General features: G+C 38.2%; 19 protein-coding genes. 4 read left to right on the top strand and 15 right to left on the bottom strand.

The window, feature by feature from the left end:
* The first annotated feature begins 121 nt into the window (after positions 1-121).
* The gene (locus tag ACLIJJ_RS22770) at positions 122-775 is read left to right on the top strand and encodes an HAD family hydrolase (RefSeq protein ID WP_233316945.1); all 654 of its coding nucleotides are present in this window, start codon (positions 122-124) and stop codon (positions 773-775) included.
* 58 nt (positions 776-833) lie between these two features.
* On the opposite strand, the gene ACLIJJ_RS22765 is transcribed toward ACLIJJ_RS22770, so the two are convergent.
* Positions 834-1,748 (bottom strand): ROK family protein, encoded by a 915-nt coding sequence (locus ACLIJJ_RS22765; RefSeq protein ID WP_233316946.1) that lies wholly within the window; start codon positions 1,746-1,748, stop codon positions 834-836.
* Positions 1,749-2,335: 587 nt separating this feature from the next.
* Between ACLIJJ_RS22765 and ACLIJJ_RS22760 the strand changes: the two genes are divergently transcribed.
* Complete coding sequence (locus ACLIJJ_RS22760; protein ID WP_411411753.1) at positions 2,336-2,782, top strand: hypothetical protein; 447 nt, start codon at positions 2,336-2,338, stop codon at positions 2,780-2,782.
* A gap of 52 nt (positions 2,783-2,834) precedes the next feature.
* Positions 2,835-3,830: a hypothetical protein gene (locus ACLIJJ_RS22755; RefSeq protein WP_411411752.1), complete on the top strand. Its 996-nt coding sequence runs from the start codon at positions 2,835-2,837 to the stop codon at positions 3,828-3,830.
* Between the two features lie 67 nt (positions 3,831-3,897).
* Here ACLIJJ_RS22755 and ACLIJJ_RS22750 read toward each other — a convergent pair whose 3' ends face one another.
* From ACLIJJ_RS22750 to ACLIJJ_RS22735, 4 genes are all read right to left on the bottom strand, one after another.
* Positions 3,898-4,767, bottom strand: coding sequence for a methyl-accepting chemotaxis protein (locus ACLIJJ_RS22750; protein WP_411411751.1), 870 nt, complete (start codon positions 4,765-4,767; stop codon positions 3,898-3,900).
* 20 nt (positions 4,768-4,787) lie between these two features.
* Complete coding sequence (gene yfmT, locus ACLIJJ_RS22745; protein WP_251646482.1) at positions 4,788-6,245, bottom strand: benzaldehyde dehydrogenase; 1,458 nt, start codon at positions 6,243-6,245, stop codon at positions 4,788-4,790.
* 462 nt (positions 6,246-6,707) lie between these two features.
* Positions 6,708-8,147, bottom strand: a complete 1,440-nt coding sequence (gene pdxR / locus ACLIJJ_RS22740; protein WP_233316951.1) for a MocR-like pyridoxine biosynthesis transcription factor PdxR — start codon at positions 8,145-8,147, stop codon at positions 6,708-6,710.
* A gap of 241 nt (positions 8,148-8,388) precedes the next feature.
* Entirely contained in the window at positions 8,389-9,975 is a 1,587-nt protein-coding gene (locus tag ACLIJJ_RS22735) for a catalase (protein ID WP_233316952.1), read from the bottom strand.
* A 248-nt stretch (positions 9,976-10,223) separates the two neighbouring features.
* On the opposite strand from ACLIJJ_RS22735, the gene ACLIJJ_RS22730 reads away from it, so the two are divergent.
* Positions 10,224-10,937 (top strand): CPBP family intramembrane glutamic endopeptidase, encoded by a 714-nt coding sequence (locus ACLIJJ_RS22730; RefSeq protein WP_237943351.1) that lies wholly within the window; start codon positions 10,224-10,226, stop codon positions 10,935-10,937.
* A gap of 57 nt (positions 10,938-10,994) precedes the next feature.
* On the opposite strand, the gene ACLIJJ_RS22725 is transcribed toward ACLIJJ_RS22730, so the two are convergent.
* From ACLIJJ_RS22725 to ACLIJJ_RS22680, 10 genes are all read right to left on the bottom strand, one after another.
* Positions 10,995-11,735, bottom strand: coding sequence for an amino acid ABC transporter ATP-binding protein (locus ACLIJJ_RS22725; protein ID WP_233316954.1), 741 nt, complete (start codon positions 11,733-11,735; stop codon positions 10,995-10,997).
* On the bottom strand, positions 11,732-12,442 hold the full coding sequence (locus ACLIJJ_RS22720; protein WP_233316955.1) for an ABC transporter permease subunit: 711 nt from the start codon (positions 12,440-12,442) through the stop codon (positions 11,732-11,734). The genes ACLIJJ_RS22725 and ACLIJJ_RS22720 overlap by 4 nt, the downstream gene beginning before the upstream one ends.
* A 17-nt stretch (positions 12,443-12,459) precedes the next feature.
* Positions 12,460-13,293, bottom strand: a complete 834-nt coding sequence (locus ACLIJJ_RS22715) for a transporter substrate-binding domain-containing protein (RefSeq protein ID WP_411411750.1) — start codon at positions 13,291-13,293, stop codon at positions 12,460-12,462.
* 25 nt (positions 13,294-13,318) lie between these two features.
* Positions 13,319-14,086: an amino acid ABC transporter permease gene (locus ACLIJJ_RS22710; RefSeq protein WP_233316957.1), complete on the bottom strand. Its 768-nt coding sequence runs from the start codon at positions 14,084-14,086 to the stop codon at positions 13,319-13,321.
* 18 nt (positions 14,087-14,104) lie between these two features.
* Positions 14,105-14,668, bottom strand: a complete 564-nt coding sequence (locus ACLIJJ_RS22705; protein WP_233316958.1) for a GNAT family N-acetyltransferase — start codon at positions 14,666-14,668, stop codon at positions 14,105-14,107.
* A 241-nt stretch (positions 14,669-14,909) separates the two neighbouring features.
* Positions 14,910-15,974, bottom strand: coding sequence for an LLM class flavin-dependent oxidoreductase (locus tag ACLIJJ_RS22700; protein WP_411411749.1), 1,065 nt, complete (start codon positions 15,972-15,974; stop codon positions 14,910-14,912).
* Positions 15,975-16,006: 32 nt separating this feature from the next.
* Positions 16,007-17,641, bottom strand: coding sequence for an ABC transporter substrate-binding protein (locus ACLIJJ_RS22695; protein ID WP_411411748.1), 1,635 nt, complete (start codon positions 17,639-17,641; stop codon positions 16,007-16,009).
* A gap of 32 nt (positions 17,642-17,673) precedes the next feature.
* Complete coding sequence (locus ACLIJJ_RS22690; protein WP_411411747.1) at positions 17,674-19,680, bottom strand: ABC transporter ATP-binding protein; 2,007 nt, start codon at positions 19,678-19,680, stop codon at positions 17,674-17,676.
* Positions 19,680-20,573 (bottom strand): ABC transporter permease, encoded by an 894-nt coding sequence (locus ACLIJJ_RS22685; protein WP_245400082.1) that lies wholly within the window; start codon positions 20,571-20,573, stop codon positions 19,680-19,682. Before ACLIJJ_RS22685 ends, ACLIJJ_RS22690 begins: the two co-directional genes overlap by 1 nt.
* A gap of 14 nt (positions 20,574-20,587) precedes the next feature.
* On the bottom strand, positions 20,588-21,514 hold the full coding sequence (locus ACLIJJ_RS22680) for an ABC transporter permease (RefSeq protein WP_233316961.1): 927 nt from the start codon (positions 21,512-21,514) through the stop codon (positions 20,588-20,590).
* Positions 21,515-21,525: the final 11 nt, after the last annotated feature.

Genomic DNA, 21,525 nt, shown 5'->3' with positions numbered 1-21,525 from the left:
TTGTGTGGGGTTTTTTTATGTTTATTTAGATTATGTTAATATTATGAAGTGTAAGGGTACGTATTGAACCCCTACATACCCTCATGTTAATGTTAACAAAAGTGTATCTAAGGAGGAACATATGATAAAAGGTATCATCTTCGACTTTGACGGGCTTATTTTTGACACAGAAACACATCAGTATCATTTATTGCAAGAGCTGTTTGCAGAACACAGCTGTGAATTGCCATTAGAATTATGGCAAAAGGAAATAGGCACACACACCGATTTTTCCCCATACGTATACCTGGAAGAGCAAGCTAAGAAAAAACTGGACTTAGCGGTAATAGAAAGTACCTTCAAAGAGAACTTTTTGAAAAAGCTGGCATCAGAACAGGAGCGACCAGGAGTAAGAGATTATCTGGAAACAGCCAAATCAGCAGGCTTAAAAATCGGCCTTGCATCCAGCTCCAATTATGAGTGGGTTTCAAGTCATTTAAAAAGATTAGGTCTATTTGATTACTTTGACTGTATCAAAACCTCTGATGATGTAGAAAAAGTAAAACCAGATCCAGCACTTTACATAGAAGCAGCCCGCTGCCTGGGATTGGAGCCGAAAGAATGTATCGCATTTGAAGATTCAGCACACGGAGCGCAAGCTGCAAAAACAGCAGGCTTGAATATTGTCATATTCCCAAACGAAGTAACAAATGCCATGCAGTTCTGTGAAGTGGATTACCGCTTTGATTCCATGCTGGCAATGCCGCTTAGTGAATTGGTTAGTAAGTATAAGTAATAGAGAGCAAAAGAGGAATACCCCCATACAGGAGGCTATTCCTCTTTTTCCATACCAGTTAAATTTCTTTAATCACTATTTCCTTTTCTCTATTAACAAAAAAGTGATAAAGTGCACCATAAAGATTAGCATCGTTTTGAAACTTACAGACTGTAATGTTAGGATTTGCCATATGGAGCGGGTTCTGTTTTTTTATTTCCTCTAATGCCCATTTTGTTCTTTCAATAAGTATTGGCTGTGCGCTGATACCGCCGCCAATCGCAAAGATTTCCGGATCTAATATATATTGCAAGTTTAATATTTGAGAAGCAAGATAAATACAAAATCCATCAAAAATAGCATTCGCTTCTTCATCTTGGTTGATGATGTATTCAAATACCGCTTCACCGTCCGTTGGATCGTCCAAATTCTTTGCTTCACCAATACGGCGCACCATTTGCACTGCCGAACAATCAGAGCCAAAATATTGGGCTTTTCTTGTTTCCATGTTGATTTTATCCATTACAAAGCTCATTTCACCTGCTGAGAGATTAACCCCTCGATGCAGCTTGCCGTCAATAACTATACCTCCGCCTACACCGCTGCCAAGCACTAAGACAACTGCATCCTTAGCACCATTAATGCTGCCAAGCCATAGTTCAGCTAATGCCGCACATTTACCATCATTTTCAATGGTAACATCCTTTCCATATCTATCCCCAATTCTTTTCGCTAGATTCACTTCATGAAGAAACGGGAAAGATCCACCATGATAAATCGTGCCAGTCTCTACATCCACTGTCCCTGGACAGCTGACAGCAATTCCTTTTACTGCAGATAAATCATGATTATCCAAGATACTGAACAACACCTCTTCAAAATCAGCCAAATTCGTACGAGGCATTGGTTTTTTCCCTTTAGAAGAAATATTTCCTGCAGTATCCATCAACGCATATTTAACAAATGTTCCACCGATATCTAGTACGAAATACATGTATAATTCTCCTAGTCTTTTTTAATAATTTTTAGTTTATCAGAATAGTTGAAGTACTATTATATTTCGCCATAGAAATGGATTTTTCCTTTTTTAATGAATAGGCATTTTACTATTACTCATTCCTTCCCTAAAGCTAGGACTCATACTAAAAGTGCGAACACTTATAACCTAATTCCCCTATTCAAAAGCTATATATTTATCATAAAAAACACCTTTTGTTGTGAAAAGATAAGGACTAAGCCAAAGAAAACTTATCCTAAATTAAAGCAACTTATAATTTATTTTTGTTTTTTGAGGTAATTTTCCTATTCTCCCTTTATATAAAAAATGTTTTTGTCTAAATTAAGAACAAAATATACAAATATCCAAATTTTGATGTAAGTTTTTGATTTTTATAGTAAGTTATTTCGTTAATTCAGGAAATTTGCTCTAAAACCCTTTAAGAAAAACAAACCTTCAACAAATATTCAAACTTGTTCGTCCATATTGTGAACGATTACACAAGTTTATTTTAGACATGTTCAGATTAATATATGATTGTTTTGTAACATCAAAATATTTACAAAATTAGTGTGGATTAAACAATGTCAAAGTTTGTAATTTCTTTTGTTATCGCCTTTGGATTATTAGCAAGTTCAGTAAGTGCTACTGATATAAAAAATGAGGATGTTGAAGGACCAGCAATCACCTTAGAGGACGAGTCTAGTATTAGCAACAGTGCTTCAGCAAGAGCTGTTTCTTCAGGTAAGGGAACTTTAACTGGTTCCAATCCATTAGGACTTAAACCTCGTGCTTCTGCTTCAACAACTGTTAATAGCGGTACAGCTTATTTTTTAAAGGCTAAAGTTAATAGTAACAATAATGGTACTTCTACAAGTTCAACCGGATGGCATAGTTTAAATAATACTAGTAAGGTGAGTACTTCAAAACTAGTAGCCTCTACAGAAAAAGCTACTTTCCACGGATATCATCAATTAAAGAAAAAGAAAACATCATCGTTAGAAACAGCTAACACAACTTTAAAATTCTAAAATTAAAAGCCACAGACATTTCTGTAGCTTTATTTAACGGAAGGAGATGTCGTTGATTAATTTTCTATTTAGAAAAAAAACATTTTTTTTAGCTTTATTACTTTTAATTGTAGTGATTTTTTTAATTATACATTTAAATTTGTCTAAAAATTCAGAACGAAGAGAAGAAACAGGCAATATAAAGATTTCTAATGTACCTCAAGATAGCTTAGACCTAGGCGCAGGTTATTCACTAGAATTAAACAGTCTAGTCATAGAACAAGAAAGCCAAGTATATGGAACCATTGTAATGGATAGCCCGCAAGATAAATTAGAAGTTCACTTTGACAATCGAGGAAATACTGGTAACTATATTTTAAAAGTATTATATGATTACCAAGAAGTCGATTTTAAAATTGATAATAAAAATTATCAGAGCTCATACCCCTTTCATTTGGAGACAGGTAAATCAATTAGGTTTCCAATTGAGCTAGCCTCAAATATAACTGCAGATAAGCATTCACATAAGCTATTAGTGGCTGTCTATGCATCTCCTGAAAAAAATGCAAGTACAATTGAAGCCATGACAAATGAATATGGAATGACCCTAGACTATGAGATTACTTTTAATAAAAGCAATCAATCGTTTAACTCTAATAAGGAGTATACTTCTCCTGAAAAAAAGATAAAAGCTGAATATCAAGGATTAATGGTAAATGAAAATTTTAATAATTTTAAAGAAATATTATATCCGCCATACAACCTAAAAGCCAAAAAGGGTGAAAAAATTAAACTAGCTTATAACGCTGGAAAATATCCAGAGGCAAAGGATTATTTAATTATAAGTATGTTAGATTGGAAACAAATAGAGATGAATGGTGCTCCTTATTTATTTATAAAAAATGATCCTAATTTTATTGATTACGGCACATTTTTTATTACAGCTCCGGATAAAGAGGGGTTATATGAATATTCCGCAGTTATTGTCCCAGATCCATATAAACATAAAAATGATGAGTATTATTCTTCTATAGAAACCGGTTATCGTTTTACGATAGAGGTTGAATAGCAATGAACAAACCAATTGATATAAAAAAAGAATTCACTGCACATACCAGTGAATTCTTTTTTTGCTTCTAGTTATTTGTCTGTATCGATTTCTCAGCTAATTCTGCCAGCTCTTGAGCGGTTTTGCTCATTTCTTGCATGGTTGCAGAGAATTCTTGAATGGAACCAGCCTGCGTATCTGTTAATTTATTAATATTATTAAACGCATTTCCCAGGTCTTTAATTAAGTTCTGAATGGTTTTTGTAATATCGTTAATTTGACCAACATTATCTTTAGAATTAGTGGCCAGTTTCCTAATTTCATTTGCTACAACTGAGAAGCCTTTACCAGAGTCTCCGGCTCTGGCTGCTTCAATTGCAGCATTTAGGCCTAACAGGTTGCTCTGGTCTGATATTCCTTTTACTACAGTCGATATGTTTCCAATTTCCTCAGCACTGTTGCTTACTTGGCTTATTTGAGAGGAAACTTCTGTTACTTGTTCAGAAAGCTGGGAGACAGATGTACTGATTTCCTCGATGGGTGCTGCTGTCTCTTCCACAATAGCCGAAAAACTTTCAGCCATTTCATAAAGCTGGTTTGCCTTCTCTAGACTTGTCCCTAAACCGACTCCCCCTATTACTCTTCCATTCTCGTCATGTAAAGGGATGGCTCTTGCTATCAATGGAAAACCAAATAATTCTTTCGGTACCATCGCCGCTTTGGCTTCATTACGTCTCACTGCCTCTGTAATGATGTCACCTTCCGCTAATGGATCGCCAGGAGTTACATTCAAAGAAAAACTCTTACCAGGCACATTCATTAATAATTTTTCCGTATCATAAATTCCGATAGTGATATCGTCTTGGACTAAATTATTTAAATAAGGTGCTACTTTAATAAAAGCCTCCAGCAATTCAGAAGTTACAGCACCTTTATTTTCCTCTTTTACATCTATCATTTCTCCACCTCTTTCTGTCATTAATAAGGGAATAACCTTTGTCCGTAATTAACGGAAATCCATTTTAATGTCGTAAACTCCTCTAAACTCCACTCACCGTTTAAGCGGCCAAGCCCTGATTGTTTTTCACCGCCAAAGGCTACGATTGGTTCATCGTTAATCGTTACGTCATTTACATGAATCATACCAGTATGGATTTTCTTAGAAATTTCTACTCCTCTTTCCACATTAGCTGTGTGAATAGCACCGCTCAATCCGAAAGGTGTATTGTTAGCAATAGTGATGGCTTCTTCATCCGTGCTGAAAGGTATGACACAAACTAACGGGCCAAACAATTCTTCTTGGGTTAGTTTAGATTCTGGATCTTTTACTTCAAGTATAGTAGGCTCTACTAATCTCCCTTTAATTTTTCCTCTTAACAATGGATTTGCACCTTCTTTTATCGCAGTTTCAATAATGTCTGCTAATACTTGTGCCTGTCTGTCATTGATTACAGGTCCAATTACTGTCTCTGGGTCTCTAGGATCCCCTGTTTTCAAAGACGCTGCCTTTTGAACATATTTGTCAATAAATGTGGAATAAATGGATTCATGCACTAGAATACGATTTGCAGACATGCAAATTTGTCCTTGATGGGTAAATCGACTAAAAGTTGCAGCATTAACTGCATATTCTAAATCAGCATCTTCCATCACAATAAACGCGCTATTGCCGCCAAGTTCAAGTAATGGCTTTTTAAAGTTTTTCACAGCTAATTGGCCAATATAGCTTCCGACTTTAGTTGAACCAGTAAATGAAATGATCCGAGGAATTGGGTGTTCTACAAATGTATCTCCAATTTCTTTAATATCTGTGACTACTACATTTAATAGCCCTTTCGGAACTCCTGCTTCTTCAAAAATTTTGCCAATAAGTGTTCCGCCTGTTACTGGCGAATGTTCATGTGGCTTTAAGACAACACCATTTCCCGCTCCTAAAGCAGGTGCTACTGATTTAACTGATAAGAAGAAAGGAAAATTAAATGGACTAATTACCCCTACTACACCTGCTGGAATTCTATATAATCTGTTTTCTTTCCCATCCTCTACAGAAGGCAAGATTTTACCTTCCATACGCAATGGGAAAGTTGCAGCTTCCTTTATCATATTTTTTACTAAACCAATTTCAAACGCTGCTTTAAGTTTTGTGCCACCAAGTTCGTCGATGATTAGGTCTGTAATTTCTTCTTCATGTGCTTCTATGTAAGATACTGCTTTCTCGAGGATATCCCGCTTCTTATAAGGATTTACCTTATCCCATTCTTCCTTTGCCTTCTCTGCTGCACGGTATGCCAGATCCACATCGGATTTGTCTGCGATAATAAAGCTTGTTAAAATCTCATCATTATAAGGATTAATGTTTTCCATCGCTTTGCCGCTATTACCATCTCGCCACTCACCGTTTATAAACTGCTTTCCTAATGATTCAAAACTTAACATATTGAATATCCTCCTTTAATTGTGTAAAAGATTTGCTTGCAGATACATGCTCCTGCATTCCTCTAATAAAAAAACTAAGCACTAACTTTATTTATCAATCGATAAGCAAAATGTATAAGCAGTGCTAATTTGTTTCAAGAAGATACTGCATAAAAGAAAGTGCTACCATAATACTAGAAAATCGGTAAAAGCTTTTTCTAGCATACTGTTGTTATTGTATCCTCCTAAGCTATAATTTCTCGTAAAAGCTGTAAAGCACATTTACCATAATTACTAAATAACAACATTGTTGGTATATTATTCTTTAATAATTATTTCGTCATAAATAAATCGATCTTAATAGTTCTAAATACCTAATCGATAATGGTAATCATACTCATTAATACTGTTTTCCACACAAATAAGCCGATTAATGGATGATTAATCGGCTAAAATTTTATTTGTCATATATTAATTCTATGTTTAGGTGCTGGTTATTTTTCTTAATGCCTTAGCAAGCCTGTTTATACCGACCGGGATTTCTTGATCGTCTACTTTACCGTATGTTAACCGCATATAGCCAGATTTCGTGCCTAAGATAGAGCCGGGTGTGAATATAACCCCCTCTTCAATCGATTGTTCTAACAAGCGAATTTCGTCCATTCCGCCAGTTAATCTGCACCATAAATGGATACCTCCGTGGGGAAAATAGTAGTCAACTTGCTCTCCCAGAATTTCTGCGATACTATCTATCATAATATCCCGTTTTTGCTCCAATTTGCTTTTTAAAGCCTCAATATGCTCTGTAAAGTAATCAGAACGTAAGAATTCAGTGCCAATCCATTGGGAGAAGACAGAATGCCCGAAATCAAACTGCTGTTTTGCATCTGCAAGTCTCTCTATAACGGGAGTTGGTCCGATTACCCAGCCAATTCTGAAACCAGAAGCAGCAATTTTAGTTAAGGAGCTTATATACAGGACATTCCCATTTTCATCTAATGACTTTAATGTATTTGTATCTTCCTCTGTATAGTTAAGGAGACTATATGGATCATCCTCGACAATGGGGATGCCGAATTCTGAGGAAATATCTAATATTCTTTTCCGTTTAGCAGCAGGCAAAATCATCCCTGTAGGATTCTGGAAGATAGGATTCAAAAATATCATTTTTATTTGATGCTTTTTGTGCAAATCAATAAGCTCCTCTGGATTAATACCTTTTTTGCTTACATCCAAATGAAATACCTTTAGCCCTGCTGACTTAAAAATCGGTAAACTGTAGTGATAAGACGGATTTTCAATAACTACAGCATCCCCTGGTTTCAAAAGACATTCAATAATTAGATGAATAGCCTGTTGGGCTCCTGAAGTAACTAGAATGGAATCGGGGGTAGTTACTATCCCCTTATCGCGTTTTACATGATCACTGATCGTTTTACGAAGCTCAATATTCCCTTGTGGATGATCGTATCCTAAGTGGCCAGTAAAACTTTGGGAATTGATTATTTTTTTGACATAATCCTCCGGCATAAGTTCATTTGAAAGCTCACCGCTGGCAAAATTCACAAGACTAGACTCCTCAGATATATGTCTTATCCGCTGAGCAACAGGCATATTAGCCTGAAAAGAACCTCTTTCTATATATTTATTCCAGCTTGGGATTCGCCTTTTTGTCAGCCCCCATATATCCTTGCTGACAATCGTCCCGCTCCCTCGCTTTCTTTCGACTAGACCATTTGCTTCCAGCTCTGAATAGGCTGCAACAATTGTACTGCGGTTGACCTTATAAGCCTCTGCAAGCTTACGTTCGGATGGCAATGGTTTATCAATCGGAAACAATCCATTCTGTATCCCTTGTTCTATATGCTCTGCAATCTGCTTATAAACGGCTTTTCCTTTACTTTTATCTGGTTTCCAATCCATTTTTTTGAATCTCCAGTAATTAATTATTTTTCATTCACTATCATTTATTCTTCTCTTAATTTGCCTAGAATTAATATTATATACTATCCGTTTACTCCTTTTAAATATCACTTTTATAACTTTGGCACGTTATCATGGTTAATCACAAATAAAAAACCCTTCAGGGAGAAATGCAGCATCTCTCGTTAATGAGAGTTTATGCTGCTCTCTACCTAAAGGGTGTTCTTTACGTGTATATCAATTAATAAGGATCTGCATCATGCCCCTTTTCAACCGCTTGCTCTGGTGCTTTATCACTTTCCTTGTTTCCTAATGGATGACTGCTAGGCTTATCGCTTGCAGCATTAGCCAATCCTTCTCGCAAACGGTGCCCGTATTCCTCGTCTGCCTCTTCAGCAAGTGCAATCATTGCATCTTGAATTCTTTGATCACATTGAGACAAGTCTCCGACAAGATTGGAGATTAATTCATCCTTTTCCCATTGTTCAAATTCCCTGTACGTTTGACCTGCTTGTTTTGTATTGTCGTTTCGGTCAATAGATTCGCGGACAAGATTACCCTCAACTCTTGGACTATAATCCTTGCCAGAAGGCTCTGCTTCCTTCAAGCCGCCGAGAATAGAAGGTTCATAGTTAATATGCTTGTCCTTTCGGTCCACATGATACTGCATTTGACCGCCGCTTTGATTAGTAGCAACTCTCTTCTTCGGTGCATTGATTGGGAGCTGAAGATAATTTGCTCCTACACGGTGGCGCTGTGTATCAGAATAAGAGAATGTTCGTCCTTGAAGCATTTTATCATCTGAGAACTCTAAGCCGTCCACAAGGACACCTGTACCAAATGCTGCCTGCTCTACTTCTGCAAAATAGTCTTCTGGATTTTTGTTAAGAACCATCTTACCTACTGGAATCCAAGGGAACTCATCTTTCGGCCACAGCTTCGTATCATCAAGCGGGTCAAAGTCTAGCTCAGGATGTTCTTCATCGCTCATAAATTGAACAAACAGCTCCCACTCTGGGTAATCCCCTTGTTCGATGGCATTGTATAAGTCTTGAGTGGCATGATTGAAATTAGTAGCCTGAATTTCATTGGCTTCCTTTTGAGTAAGATTCTTAATTCCTTGCTTTGGTTCCCAATGGTATTTCACCAGAACCGATTCTCCTTCGCTGTTCACCCATTTATATGTATTGACACCTGATCCCTGCATCATGCGGTAGTTTGCGGGAATTCCCCAAGGAGAATAAACGAAAGTCACCATATGGAATGTTTCCGGTGAGCTTGCACAAAAATCGAAGAACCGCTCTGGACTTTGAATGTTCGTGACTGGGTCTGGCTTAAAGGCATGTATCATATCAGGAAACTTCATTGCATCACGAATAAAGAATATCTTCAAGTTATTTCCGACAAGATCCCAGTTTCCGTCTTCTGTATAGAATTTCACAGCAAACCCTCTTGGATCACGAAGCGTTTCCGGTGAATGCCCTCCATGTATGACAGATGAAAAACGAACAAAGACAGGAGTACGCTTGCCTTTTTCTTGGAAAAGCTTAGCACGTGTATATTTGGAGATATGTTCATCCCCAGCTGTGCCATATGCCTCGAAATAACCGTGAGCACCTGCACCACGGGCATGTACAACACGCTCTGGAACACGCTCCCTGTCAAAATGACTAATTTTTTCAATGAAATTATAATTCTCTAACGTTGCGGGACCTCTGTTGCCGACAGTCCGAATATTCTGGTTATTCGTTACAGGATGTCCCTGTCTATTCGTTAATGTATCTTCGTTTTCTCGTTTATTTTCATTCTTTGACTGTTCGTTTCTCAACCTTCTTCATCCCTTTCTCATTACTATTTGGACAATATTGTCCAATTTTATCCTATGAAACTATTACCCCGTTTTTATTAAAATAATCCTTATTTAAGAATAAATATAAAAAAGCCTCAGGTATTTTCCTTTAACCTTAACATTTCTTACATTAGCTTGATTACATTCACCAATAACCACCCTTTTGCTATGAACTGGAAAATAAATCTAGTATAATTGTTTTATTATTGTTTTAAGGAGACATGCTTTTGAAAACACTCATCAAAAATAAATACATATGGATTTTTATTACATACTTATTGATGATGACAATTTTTCCGATAGGGATTAAATTACTTTTTTACTTAGTTGGAGTAGGAACAACGAAGGAGGTAGCTTTTGGGGATTATCAAATCAGCAGTCCAATGCTGAGCGTTGTTCTTAACCTTCTCATTCTATTTTTCATATTAGGATTTATCGTTTTTCTCTATGTAAAAACGTCATTATTCCAGTGGAAAAAACCAATTGTAAAAGGTAAAGATCTGTTATATGCTGTTTATGTTTTTTTCGGAGGAAAAATAGCAACTGCGATTGTAGTTGTCATTATCTCTTTGTTGTTCGGTCTGAATATGGAGGAAGCTCCGCAAAACCAGCAAGCGGTAGAGCAAATGATTCGTACAAGCTTCATTACTGTTATTCAAGTAACGATACTTGCGCCAATTATTGAGGAATTTTTCTTCCGCAAAGTTATCATTGGACATATTTTCACCAAGCATAAATATTTAGGATTATTGTTTAGCTCCATATTATTTGGCGGTATGCATATGCTTGCCGGTTTCTCTTTGCCTGGGATGATATTGTACAGCGGGTTAGGATTTTTCTTAGGCTTAGTCTATATAAAGACAAATCGTTTAGAAACTTCCATCATTGCGCATGGTTTTAATAACTTTATATCCTACTTATTAGTACTTATTGTTCGATAGCAATAAATAAAAAACATCCCAATTGATTAGCTGCTTACACAATTGGGATGTTTACAGTTATCTTTCATAGGAAAACCTAGCAAGGAATTGTTTTGTTCGTTCTTCCTTTGTTTGTTCAAAAACTTCCTTTGGGGTGCCTTGCTCAACAATGACACCATCTTCCATAAAAACGATTCTGTCGGCAATGTCATATGCAAAGCTCATTTCATGTGTGACAATAACCATTGTGACACCACTTTCGGCAACCTTTTTTATGACATCTAGTGTTTCTCCGACTAATTCTGGATCAAGGGCGGAGGTAGGTTCATCGAATAGAATGACCTCTGGATTCAAAGCAAGTGCCCTCGCAATACCGACACGCTGCTGCTGACCGCCTGACAGCTGGTGGGGATAAAAATCCTCCTTATCCTTTAAGCCGACCTTTTCCAGCAGTTCTAATCCAGTTTGATACGCTTTATCCTTTGACACCTTCCTAGCTATCACTAGTCCTTCCATAATGTTTTCTATCGCTGTTTTATGGAGGAATAAGTCATATTGCTGAAAGACCATCGCTGTCTTTCGTCTGAGCTCCAATATATCTTTAGAACTTGCCTTCTTGAAATGGACCCTTTTATCACTTATTGTCAGCTCGCCGGAATCTGCCCTTTCCAGAAAATTCAGGCATCTCAAGAAAGTTGTTTTACCTGAACCACTTGGGCCTAGTATGACGACAACCTCACCCTTTTTTATTTGCAGATCAATTCCTTTAAGAATTTCATTTTTCCCGAACTTTTTGGAGATTTTTTTAATTTCTATCATGCGAAGCCTCTCCTTTTGCTGCGGCTGAAATAACGTTCATAGCCGGATGATATTCCCTCTAGTGCGGCACAAACGGGCCAGTAAATTAAGGATGCAGCCACATAAGCTTCTAGGAAGCGATAATTGACGTTTGCCTCAATTAGCGCACCATTCAATATATCAACAACTGAAACCATCGATACTAAAGAGGATGCCTTGATCAAGGAAATTAGCGTACTGTTTATCATAGGAAAGGCAATCGGAAATACTTGCGGAATTACTACTCTCCTAATTACTTGTGTCCCAGATAGTCCTATTGAATATGCAGCATCAAACTGTCCTTTTGGGATGGCAGACAGTGATCCTCTAAAGATTTCAGACAAACCGCTAGTGGCGTATAATGTTAAAGCAAAAATTGCTACCCATCTTCTGTCAATATTTTTGAAGCTGATATCCCATGACCAAGACTTTGCCAGCTGATCCAACATATCGGAACTGATAATATAAGTAACTAATAAAATAAGAATGACAGGAATCGCTTTAAAGATGGTCACAAACCACTTAAAGAAAGTGGAAAGGACCGAGATTTCATAAAATCGTACAAGCGCAATGACAAGACCAAACACTGAACCTAATATCAAAGGCAAAAATCCTAGCAGCAAGGTTGTTGGCAAATATTGCAGTGCCGCAGCCAAAGCCTTAAACATAAATGGGAAATCAAAATCCATATCATTTCCCTCCTTTCTTACTTAGTAAAATCTCCTCCTAAAACTTCTTGTGAAATCTCAGAAAGTTTGCCTTCCTCAATTAACTCTTGCAGAGCTCCATCTATATCTTCTTGCAGCTTTGTATCATCCTTGCTGTATAGATAATATGTTTTGGAAACATAGGCAGGCTCACCTGATGTTTTTAAATCGGCTTTAAATTGCTCATTTAATTTGTTTACATCAAACTTAGTCAGCAATGTTGCGTCAATTGTTCCAGTTTGTAGATCCTTTACAAGCACCTCATTAGCACCGCTGCCATATACTATATCTATTTTGTTGTCATGCTCTTCATTGTACTGCTCCAAAATATACGCGTGGTTGCTTCCTGTTGATGTATAAACTTTCTTACCTGCCAAATCATCTAATGTATTAAAATTGCTACCTGAATTAGCATCTACTACGATATAGCTTGTGTAATCCGTGTAACCTACTTTTCCATATAAGTATTTTGCTTGTCTTTCCTCATTCACTTCGTACTGATGTGCTGCCAAATCTACTTTATTTGCATCAAGTGCAGGCAGAATATTTTTAAATTCAAATGACTCGTATTTAAATTTATACTGCGTAAGTTTTTCATCGACTGCATCGAGCACTGCTTTTTCATATCCTGTCAGCTTCCCGTTCTCATCCAAATAAACAAATGGCTGATACGCATTGCCAGTTCCGACGATTATCTCTTTCGCATCAGAATCATTGTTGTCTGCGCTGGCACTTTCTGCATTATCTCCATTTCCGCACCCTGCCAGCACCAATCCTAATGCAGCTGTAATACCAATAACCTTCCACGATTTAAATTTCGGCAGTATTCTCATGACTTTTCCCACTTTCCCTTAATATTTAATTCACTTTGTTTTTTCCATTCGGCATCAAAAGCAGCTTTTTGCCATTAGTCAAAATAGGTGTTCTGATGCTTTTTTTGCTTCGTTTCGGGTAACGATATTTCTTCTCGAGAACACCAAATAATTGCTCTAATCCAATGCTCAATACGACAAAAATAACGGCAGCAATGAAATAACCTTCCATAACTCGGTAGTATAAAGCTCCTAAAGTCTGCACCTTGCCCATTACATCTAATATCCCTAAAGAAAAGGCAAGAGAAGTGTCCTGCAAAAGATTAATGATGGAGGCACCGAGACTTGGCATCGCAATCTTGCTCGCCTGCGGTATAAGCACTCTTCGATATGTCTGTCCTTTCGTCAATCCAATCGAGGCAGCTGCTTCATATTGTGATGCAGGCACACTCAATATGGCAGAACGGAAAATTTCAGAAAAGAATGCTGCCGTATTTAATCCGTAAGTTATATAAATAAAATAGATTTTATCCCATTGAGAAAGATCAATTCCCATGGCCCCAAGCAAGCTTGGTAGACCATAGAAAACGATAAACATTTGCACTAATATCGGTGTTCCTCTTACGAAGGAAATATATAGGATACAAAGTTGATTGAGTACAGGCACCTTTTCTATACGCAGATACGCAATTAGTAAGCCTACAGCAGCTCCAATCAGTGTGGCAATCAATACAATCAATAAGGTTGTCGGAAGAGCACTTAACACTTTAGGGAAGAGGGAAACTACGTATTCCCATTTAAAAAACTCTCCCATAGGTTGCCTCCTTTCTTGTTATACAGAAGTCTTTTCAGCTTTAGCGTCCACAAACGGCGGAGTTCCGAGAATACTCTTATCAAAGCGTTCTGGTATTAACACTTTATACATCAGTACTCCGATGTCTCCATCGTTTTCATGCTGGAAATATTCCTTGTAGCCTTTCCGTTTGTACATTTCCAATAGCCAAGGATGCTTTTTGCCGGATGTACCAAGGGTAAAGGCAGGAGCCTTAAATGTGTCACGCAGCAGAGTGTTTTCTACATAGTCCAATAATTTATTGCCTATTCCTTGTCCGCTTAAATCGGGTGCTGTCGCAAACCACCAAACAAACGGGTAGCCTGATACAGGAGTTTTACTTTCCCAAGGAAAGCGGATTGTAATTGTTGAGATAAGTCTGCCGTCCCGTTCCATGACGACAGCTGTGGAATTAACGATATTTTCCGTAACCATTTCAAGCGTGGCTCTTGTGGAAGGCCAGTTGATGCCTAATTCTCCAACCGACTTGAATGCACTGGACAATAATTCTAGAAATGCTGGGGCATCTTCTTTTGTTGCAATTCGAAAGATATCTTCACTCATACAAATTCTCCATTCTGTATATTTTTTCAATAAAGATGTTGATACTTTTTTCTAGTTATTGAAAGTCAAGTTGCATTTACCTACCTAAGCTCTTCGCTCCTTCCTTACTTGCTTTTATATCCATGTAATCTGATTGGATATGTATACTATAATATTTTTTTCACTCTTTGACTAATTAGTATTAGTAAAGCATCAATTCAATAAAACTAATAATTAATATAATCCCATAAGAATACTAGGTTTAAAGGGAGTTAGAAGCTGTTTTTTTCGGCTGATTCCAAATAAAATCGGGAATTTCCTTGCGCAAAACAGGCAGAATTTCTTCAGAAAATCGTTGAATTTGTTCTTTTTGTTCTGTTTCGCTAAGTCCATCCACACTTAACCCCTGCACTTGATGACCGAAAGCTTTGTGGTAAAGTAAAATCTTTTCAATGATAGATTCTGCTGATCCGACTAAAGACGGACCATTTTCAATATAATCCTCTAAATCATTAAAAGGTGAATTATTGTGCTTGGAAGCATCTGTATTCATAAAAGCATCATAATAAGGACGATATTTCTTTATAGCCTTCTCCTTCGTGTTGGCAATATATAAGCTGCCTGCTCCAGATCCGATTACTGCCTTATTAGAATCATGCCCGTAGAACTCCAGTCTTTCCTTATAATGATCAATCAGCTGCTTATATTTTTTCAGTGGATGAAAAACATTAGATGAGAAAATAGGATCACCATTTTTCGCTGCTAATTCAGTAGAAGCCGTGCTGGATGCACTTCCATGCCAGATGGGAATTCGCTTTTGGTATGGCCTTGGCTCAATTGTGACATTTTCTAAAGGCGCACGGTACTTTCCGTTCCATGTAACAGACTCCTCCGCCCATAGTCTTTTTAATAAATCATACCTTTCTGACAGTGATTCCCACTGTTCTTCCTCTGTTATTCCAAACAAAGGATAATGCCGCGGGTCATTGCCTTTTCCAATAATTAAATCAAGCCGTCCTTTTGATAATTGATCCAATGTAGCGAAATCCTCTGCAACCCGGACAGGGTCCAACACACTTAAAACCGTTACAGTAGTCAATAACCGTATTTTTGTAGTTTTTGCCGCAATCGTCGACAGTACAACTGCTGGAGAGGAGGAAAGGAATGGCGGACCATGCCTTTCCCCCACTCCAAAACCATCAAATCCTTGCTCTTCTGCCAGAACAGCTTGATTTATAACATTTTCCAGTTTCTGATAATCGGTAAATGTTTCACCGCTCACAGGATTCACGTGATTGCTGATAAGTGAAAATAAAATGAATTTCATGGCGATCCCTCATCTTTATAATTTTCTCTTTATTACTTATTAATGAAAACATCGTTGAACTGCGGATAGCCTTGTGAATCAAAGGTTAAACCTTTAACTTCATTAGATGTTGCTACAGTATATGGGAAGACATAAATAGGAATAAAGTATCCTTGCCCAATCAATTTTTGCTGCACCTTTTTGTATAAGTCGGCCCTTTTAGCTGCATCTGTCTCCAACTCACCACTCTCCAGCCATTGATCAATTTCACTGTCATGAAGTCGAGCGAGGCTTGAACCGCCATTTTCAGGCAGATTATCAGAATGGAAGAATAGCCGGAGCACATCAGGATCACCAGCTACCCTGCTGTTGCCAATTACATCATAATCCTTGCCATTTTTAGTGATATTATAATAGTCTGCTGATGTAGTGAACTCAAGCTTTACCCCTATTTCCTTTAATTGCTGCTGAATGATTGTAGCAATATCGTGGCGCTTCTCTCTGTTAACATTGCTGTCTATTAAACGAAGCACCAGTTGATTACCGTTCTTTTCTCTTATCCCTTCACTATTCTTCGTCCAGCCAAGGCTTTCTAATCGTTCATTAGCTTTCTCTATATCAATTTTCGCTGTATTTTCGAGGGTCTTGTCATATCCAAGAATTGTTGGTGTTATGACAGACCATGCGCGCTTATATGTTCCTAGATAAAGCGTGTTAACAATATTATCTACGTCTATCGTTTCCTTCAGTGCTAATCGTGCTTCTAATTCATTCCATGGCTCATTTTCCGGATTTACAAACAGACCATATGGCATCCCTGCTGTTTGTGTTTCATAAATTTGCAAGTTTCCATTTGCTTTAATTGACTTAAGATCTTGTGGCGGCACTGTTTCAACCGCATTTAATTGATTGCTTTGGACACTGCCTATTCTCGTTGCCTCTTCAGGAATAATTTTGTACGTAAGCTTATTTAAATAAGCTTTTCCTTCATGGTCAGCATAGGGAGCTTTCCGATTATAATCATCGAATCTTTCCAAGACAATTTCATTGTTCTCATCAAGATTCACAAACTTAAATGGCCCAGAGCCAACTGGATTTGTTGCTAGAGACAAGCCATACTTTTCAGCAGCTTCTTTTGAAACAATTGCCAATTTAGGCTGACTTAAATTACTTAAGAAGGTTGCAGCAGGCTCTGAGAAATGAATGGTTATGGTATATTCGTCTATCACTTCGGAAGACTCATAATTCTCAATCAAAGCATATGCACTAGCAGCTTTCGTTTCAGGATTTACGATGCGGTCAAAGTTATACTTAACTACTTCTGCATTGAATTTGCTGCCATCATGAAAGGTAACATCGTCTCTTAATTTGAATGTAAAAGACTTTTGGTCGTCCGATACCTCCCAGCTAGTTGCAAGCCACGGTTTTATCTCATTATTTTCTGTTTGATAAACGAGCTTTTCATATATGCTGTTATTCACCCTCGTGGATACAGCCATCCCGCTCGTATGAGGGTCAAGACTGTCCGGCGCTGTTGCCAGGCCATAAACCAGTTCGCCTCCTTCTTTGGGCTCTGTATCTTCACTTGCAGAAGTATTTTCGTTAGCATTACCGCAAGCAGTCAGCACCAGCAAAACTGCCATTATATAAAATAGGACAGGCTTTCGCAATCCAATTAATTGCAACATCTTTGTCTCCCCCTAATCTCTTTTTATCTACTTTAAATAAACGCTAAAGGATAATGGCATGCTGTAAATCTATCTTTCTGTATTTCCGTTAACACCGGCTCTTCCATGGCACATTTCCTATTCGCAAACGGACATCTCGTACGGAACCGGCATCCTGACGGCGGATTTGCCGGCGAGGGAATCTCTCCTTTTGCTTCAAGCTTTTTCTTGCCCTTCCTATTTGGAATAGAGTCAATCAATGTCCTTGTATAAGGGTGGGCTGGCTTTTCGAAAATCTCCTTACTTGGTGCAATCTCCACAAGCTTTCCTAAATACATAACACCAATTCTGTCAGAAATATGCTGGACAACACCTAAATCATGGCCAATAAACAAATACGTCAAGCCCATTTTCTTCTGAAGATCTTGGAGTAAATTAATAATTTGAGCCTGTACGGAAACATCTAAAGCAGAAAGTGCTTCATCTGCGAGAATAAAGGATGGATTTAAGGCAATCGCTCTAGCAATTCCAATTCTTTGCCTCTGTCCGCCTGAAAACTCATGAGGATATCTTGCAGTCCATTCGCGCTTTAATCCGACCTTTTCCAGCAGCTCTTCTACTGTTTCTTGTATTTCCTCCTTGGAAAGCTTTAAATGCCACTTTAATGGCTCTGCAATAATCTCTCCTATTTTTAGACGAGAATTGACAGAACTATTGGGGTCTTGGAAAATCATCTGCATTTCTTTCCGATATTTGCCCATTTTTCGGCTGTTAAGTCCTGATAATGGATTACCATTATAGAGCACTTCCCCGCCAGACAGTTTTTCTAGCTGCAAAATGGCCCTTCCTAACGTCGATTTCCCGCTTCCAGATTCTCCAACAAGTCCAAAAGTCTCGCCTTTTTTAATGGAGAATGACACATCATCTACTGCCTTGACTTGTTTTTTTGTAAATTTCAAACCACTTCCAAGCAGATAGTGCTTGCTGATTTGCTTAATATCCAACAAGATTTCCGGGTTATCGTTAGCCTTTTCCATAATGATGTCTTCTGCGAGCTTTTCCTCTTGTAGTTGATCACTTAAGCTCCATTCAGATTTTGTCACTAACTCCTCTGCATAGAAACAAGCAGAGTAACGGTCATTTACTATTTCAAGATTCGGTCTTACTCTTTTACATTTTTCCGTCGCAAATGGACAGCGGGGATGAAAAAGGCAGCCTTCTGGCAGGTCATTTAAACTCGGTATGCTACCTTCAATGGAATACAGCTTGCCAATACTTGCTGATATGCTCGGCATAGATTTCAGCAGCCCTCTAGTATAAGGATGATGCGGTGTTTGAAATAGCTGCGAAACAGTTGCATTCTCGACTATTTCTCCTGCATACATCACAACAATTCTGTCTGCGAGCTCGGCAGCAATCCCTAAATCATGAGTGATCAGCAGTAACCCCATATTAAATTCATCTTTTAATGATTTTAATAACTCGATAATTTGCTGTTGGATAGTGACATCCAATGCTGTAGTAGGCTCATCCGCTATAAGCAAATCAGGCTCACAAGATATCGCCATTGCAATCATAGCCCGCTGCAACATACCGCCTGAGAACTCATTCGGATACTGCTTCATTCGATACTCTGGCTCTGATATTCCCACTTTTTTCAGCAGTTCTATTCCTTTTTCCCAAGCTGCCTTCTGTGAAGTTTTTTGATGCTTTCTGATCATTTCCGTTATCTGATGGCCAATTGTGAAAACTGGATCAAAAGCAGACAAAGGTTCTTGAAAAATCATCGCGATTTTTTTCCCTCTAATAGACGTGAGCATCTTTTCATCACTGGTAGTAAGGTTGGTACCTTGAAAGGTTATATCTCCTTGTGAGATGATGCCATTCTCATACTCAATCAATCTCATAATGGCCTTTGATGTTATTGTTTTTCCGCTTCCTGATTCACCGACTAAACAGACAGACTCACCAGCCTTAATAGACAGGTTCAATTCAGACACAGCAGTAAGGAGCCCTGTTTTTGTTTTAAATTCTATATTTATCTTATTTATATCGAGCATTAGGCGTTTTCTCCTTTCTGCTGTTTCTTTGGATCAAGGAAATCACGGAGACTGTCACCAATAATATTTGCTGACAATACAAAAGAAGTGATTGCAATACCAGGAAATGTAGCAATCCACCAAGCGGCTGCTAAGTAGCCTCTGCCTTGTGACAGCAGTGTTCCCCAGTCGGGAACCTCTTGGACGATTCCTAATCCTAAAAAGCTTAGCCCTGCTCCCAAAAGAATGGAGGACCCTAGCCCATTAGTCGCCATAACTAACAGCGGGGAGTAAGCATTAGGCAAAATGTGGCGAAAAAAAATGACAAGATCGCTTACCCCGATTGATTTTGAAGCAATGACAAAATTCCTCCTTTTTAATGTGAGAATTTGTCCCCGCATCAATCTTGCATAGCCAGGCACTGCCGAGATCGATATGGCGAGAATAATATTCATCAAACTCGGTCCCAATGCTGCGGCAAAGGCAAGAGACAGCAGCATTCCTGGAATTGTCATTAAAATATCAATAATTCTCATGAAAATAAGGTCGATCATCCCTCCAGCATATCCAGCTACAGACCCGATGAGCATTCCGATAGTAGCTGCCACAATAACGGACAAAATACCGATAATGAGAGATGTCCTGCTTCCAAAGACAATCAAGCTGAAAACATCCCGGCCAAAGTAGTCTGTACCGAGAATATGAGTGGCCGAAGGTGCTTGCATAATTGCATCTGTAAACATTTTTGTGGGGGCATAAGGTGCTACCCACTGTGGAAATACTGCACAAACCAATAAGAAAAAAATAATACTTCCGGCCACATAGATAAAAACATGCTCGGGGTGGAAAATTCGTTTTTTCTTTTTAACTACAGTCGTTTTTTTGATTTGCCCAGCTAATACCGTTTCTTTCAAGTGATTCACACCTCCTAAAATGATTTTCGGACACGAGGATCAATAACTGAATATAAGATGTCCACAATAAAATTTATTAATATATAAACAATCGCAGAAAAAAACACTACCCCTTGGACAACTGGCAAATCCTTTGCCGTAATGGCATCTGCCACAAGCCTTCCGATGCCTTGACGGGAAAATACCGTTTCAATCACTACCGCCCCGCCCAGCATATCACCGATCATCATTCCTATAATTGTAATCGATGGAATTAGAGCATTCCTTAAAGCGTGTTTATACATAACCACCTTTTCTGATAACCCCTTCGACCTTAATGTCAGGATGTATTGCTCAGTCATCACCTCAAGCATACTGTTCCTTACCATACGGACGATTGCACCAGAACCTACAAGTCCAAGTGCGATAGAAGGAAGTACTAATGTAATCCAACCGTCAGATCCTATGGAAGGAAACCAGCCTAAGGTCACGGAGAATATGAGAATTAGTAAGATGCCTGACCAGAAGGTTGGCATAGAAATGCCAAAAAGTCCGATTAATCTTGCAACATAATCAATCACGGTGTTATGGTGGATTGCTGAAAAAACACCTAAAGTAATGCCGAACACGATAGATAGAATCGCACTAACAACAGTTAAAGCAATGGTAGCGGGAAACTGTGTAATAATTTTGGATAACACGGGTGAATGATTAACAATGGAGTTCCCGAAATCTCCTCGCAAAATATTATTTAAATATTCAAAAAACTGAGTGTGGAAAGGTAAATCCAGACCTAGCTCTTTCCGTAAATTAGCTGCCATCTCAGGAGTGGCACCTGTCCCCTCAAGCATTTGATCGACTGCATCTCCTGGGAGGGAATAATTAATGATAAACACTAAAAACAAAGATCCTAACAAGACAAAAACAGCAGCAATCATTCTGTTAACGATAAATTTCCCCATAAACGCTACCT

Source organism: Niallia laureatilytica (genome assembly GCF_046613985.1).
Lineage (GTDB): Bacteria > Bacillota > Bacilli > Bacillales > Cytobacillaceae > Niallia.
The sequence above is the reverse complement of the archived record's forward strand: the minus strand, read 5'-3'. Positions and strand labels throughout refer to the sequence as shown.